The sequence below is a fragment of the Ruoffia tabacinasalis genome, assembly GCF_042652985.1.
In the GTDB taxonomy this organism is placed as follows: Bacteria; Bacillota; Bacilli; order Lactobacillales; family Aerococcaceae; genus Ruoffia; species Ruoffia tabacinasalis.
This window is the reverse complement of record NZ_JBHSHQ010000005.1, coordinates 1-3,354: the sequence shown is the minus strand read 5'-3', so window position 1 is coordinate 3,354 and position 3,354 is coordinate 1. Positions and strand designations below refer to the sequence as shown.

Genomic DNA, 3,354 nt, shown 5'->3' with positions numbered 1-3,354 from the left:
TACCTGCGATATTATATAGTCGAGTAATTACTGGAGCGTTAGCGGTTGTAATTGCGTGGGTATTTAGTTTTGGAATGTACTAAAACTTGAAACATATGTTATTGCCAATTTTGAATTTTTGATTGAAATAAAAAAATGAAGAGGCTTACACAAAATTTATCATTTTGTGTAAGCCTCTTTGTTTGAGGAATTATAGTAATCGCGTTAAAAAAATAAAATATAGTGTAGTCAATATTTAACGACTATATTATTGAGATATCTGATAAAATGTATAGAATTACTCGTTTAAGACTTTGGATATATCATTCATTTATATGATTTTATTCTAAAAAAACAATATAAAAAGAGTTATCAGTTATAATTATCATGTGAAAGGCGTGTGGGCAAAAGAAACTATACATAGCCATTTTAAAAGGAATGTTAGGGCATTCACGCTAAGGATGTAAAGTAAAAAGTTTGTGAAGTAAATAATTTGATGACTTTTGACATATCTATTGACATATGCCAAAAAACATTATAATATGAAGTTGTAGCAAAAGACATTAACAATATCATATGACAAAACAGGAGGAAAAAGTAATGACACTTTATCAAAAAATGCAAAAACGTGAAGCAGAAAATAATCCAATTAAAGTTGGAGTAATCGGTGCAGGTCAAATGGGTTATGGAATGATTGCACAAATTTCAACAATACCTGGTATGGTTGTAACGGGAATTAGTGACCTAAATATTGATAACGCTAACAAAGCTGCGGAGGCTTTTAATGCTAGTTCGAAAGAACAAGTAGACATTCACACAACTACAGATTTTAATGAGATTATTAATGATGACAATGTTGAAATTATTGTGGAAGCAACTGGAGTAACTGAAGTTGGTGCAAAAGTTTCATTAGCTACTCTACTAGCTAAAAAGCATTTAGTGTTACTGAATGTTGAGATTGATATTACAATTGGTTCTTTAATGCATCAATTATATTCATCAGCTGGACTAGTTTATACAGGATCTGATGGAGACGAGCCAGCGGCAATTGTTGAATTATATGAATTTGCTAAATCAATGGGTATGGAGGTGCTAGTAGCTGGTAAAGGTAAAAATAATAAATTAAAAATTCATGCTAATCCAGATACTGCACAAGAAGAAGCAGATTCGAAAAATATGAACTCTCATATGCTAACAGCCTTTCAAGATGGAACTAAAACGATGGCAGAGATGAATCTATTGTCTAATGCGCTTGGTTTTGTTCCTGATGTTGTAGGTATGCATGGAGAATCAGGTGATTTAGATGAAACAGTTAAGAAATTAGACTTAAAAGAAAATGGCGGGGTTTTAAGTCAATTTGGAGTTGTAGAATATATTGATGGACTAGCACCAGGTGTATTTGTGATCGTAAAAGGACAAAATGATGGTGTAACTCATGAGATGAACTATTTAATGAAAAAAGGAGATCAAGATCATCATATTCTATACCGTCCATATCACTTAGCAAGTCTTGAAACGCCAAGAACTATTGCGAAGGCAGTATTAGAGAATGATCATGCAATTGTTCCATTAGGAGCGCCTGTTTCTGATACAGTTGCTGTAACGAAAAAAGATATTAAAGCAGGTGAAAGAGTAGACGGAATTGGCGGGTACTCAGTTCGTGGTGTAATTGAAAAACATAGTGAAACATTAGAAAAAGGTCATATTCCAATTGGCCTAATTGTTGGAAATACAATCGCTAAACGTGATATCCCTGAAGGAACATTTATTACAGAAGAAGATGTTGAGTTAGATAAATCAACAACAGTTTATAGATTACGTAAAATTCAAGATGAAACAATTGGGTAATTAAAAAACAATGATATTTTAATTAAGCTGATTGGTAGAAGGGATTTTTATAGTGTGGTATATTGTTCTTTCTGGGAATAATAAAGTCCCAGAAAGAATTTTTTTAAGAGGTGACTCAAATGATCGAAGCAATCGTTGCTCTAGCAATTATAATTATTATTTTACAAATGGGCTTAAGTGTTTATCAGTTACGATACTATGATAAATTTATCCGACAATTAGTGCAAAAGTATAATAATACTAAAGGCTTTGAATTGAAAACAGAAAGATCGAAAAATTTACTAAGGACAGTTATTGTTGTTGTAGTTTTAGATGAAGGGAATATTATAGTTGAAGCCTATGAATTTAAAGGTAATACAATTTTCTCTAAATTCAAGCCAATAGAAGATATATTAAACATTAGAATCGATAAAAAATTTTTAAAACGGCTGGAAAATGAAAAAAACAGTTTACGCAACCAAGCCTTATTAAAATTGTTAAACAAAAAAATGAGACCGGTTGCAGATTAGGGATTAGATAGGGGTATATAAATATGCAAGTTATTGAATGGTTCGGTACTAATTTTATAGGTTTATTTCAAGCAGGAGCAGATCAATTTGTTGAGTTTATGACTGGTATTGTACCGTTATTAGTTGTTTTGCTAACTTTTACAAATGCTCTAATTGCTTTTATAGGTGAAGAAAGAGTAACTAGATGGGTACAATCAATGGCGAAATATAAAATACTTCGTTATAGTTTGATGCCAATGCTTTCAGTGATGCTACTAACAAATCCGATGGCTTATACATTTGGTAAGTTTGTAAAAGAAGAACATAAACCAGCATTTTACGATGCAATTGTTTCTTTTTTGCATCCAGTGACGGGTCTATTCCCATATGCTAATGCTGGTGAGTTATTTGTATATCTTGGAATTGCAAATGGGGTAGCTGAAGCAGGATACTCATTGGGTTCATTAGCAACAAGATACTTTTTAGCGGGATTAGTTGTTATTCTGATGCGTGGATTAGTAACGGAGTGGATCACGAAACTGTTGATTAAAAAACAAGGCGTGCCAGCAAATGTTACTGAAACAGCGTAATGTGTATAAAAGCGGAGGTATTATAATATGAGCTATAAGAAAGTAAAAGTAAACAAAGGCCAAGGTGGCTGGGGTAAAGGATTAGAGATCCATCCAGAAGGTAAAAAGAATAAAATCGTATCGGTAACGGGTGGAGGAATTCATCCGGTTGCTAAAAGAATTGCTGAGCTTACGGGTGGGGAAGCTATTGATGGCTTTAATAATTCTGTTCCAGATGATGAGATTGCGACTGCGGTTATTGACTGTGGTGGAACAGCTCGAATTGGAGTCTATCCAATGAAGGGGATCTTAACAGTGGATGTTTTAGCTTCAGGTCCATCCGGTCCATTAGCTAAACATATTAATGAAGATAACTTTGTCTCAGGGGTTCGACCTAAGAATGTTGAATTATTAGACGGTTCAGAGGCTACTTCTGAACCAGTAACAATTACTACAGAGGAAACAATCCA

Annotated in this window: 4 protein-coding genes and 1 pseudogene; all 5 read left to right on the top strand. The window is 33.4% G+C overall.

Going from position 1 to position 3,354, the window contains the following annotated elements; genetic code table 11:
- The first annotated feature begins 8 nt into the window (after window positions 1-8).
- A complete protein-coding gene (locus ACFO5Y_RS00895; protein WP_380706317.1) occupies window positions 9-83 on the top strand; it encodes a hypothetical protein in 75 nt (24 codons plus the stop codon).
- Window positions 84-579: 496 nt separating this feature from the next.
- Window positions 580-1,827: an NAD(P)H-dependent oxidoreductase gene (locus ACFO5Y_RS00890; RefSeq protein WP_197104887.1), complete on the top strand. Its 1,248-nt coding sequence runs from the start codon at window positions 580-582 to the stop codon at window positions 1,825-1,827.
- 119 nt (window positions 1,828-1,946) lie between these two features.
- Window positions 1,947-2,336: a transcriptional regulator GutM gene (locus tag ACFO5Y_RS00885; RefSeq protein WP_197104886.1), complete on the top strand. Its 390-nt coding sequence runs from the start codon at window positions 1,947-1,949 to the stop codon at window positions 2,334-2,336.
- 23 nt (window positions 2,337-2,359) lie between these two features.
- Window positions 2,360-2,905, top strand: a complete 546-nt coding sequence (gene srlA, locus ACFO5Y_RS00880; protein WP_197104885.1) for a PTS glucitol/sorbitol transporter subunit IIC — start codon at window positions 2,360-2,362, stop codon at window positions 2,903-2,905.
- A 27-nt stretch (window positions 2,906-2,932) separates the two neighbouring features.
- A pseudogene (locus tag ACFO5Y_RS00875) lies at window positions 2,933-3,354 on the top strand (PTS glucitol/sorbitol transporter subunit IIB); the annotation flags it as partial.

Excerpts from the sequence above, each read along its gene's own strand:
- ACFO5Y_RS00890 (WP_197104887.1), top strand. The coding sequence starts at position 580 with ATGACACTTTATCAAAAAATGCAAAAACGTGAAGCAGAAAATAATCCA.
- ACFO5Y_RS00885 (WP_197104886.1), top strand. The coding sequence starts at position 1,947 with ATGATCGAAGCAATCGTTGCTCTAGCAATTATAATTATTATTTTACAA.
- srlA (WP_197104885.1), top strand. The coding sequence starts at position 2,360 with ATGCAAGTTATTGAATGGTTCGGTACTAATTTTATAGGTTTATTTCAA.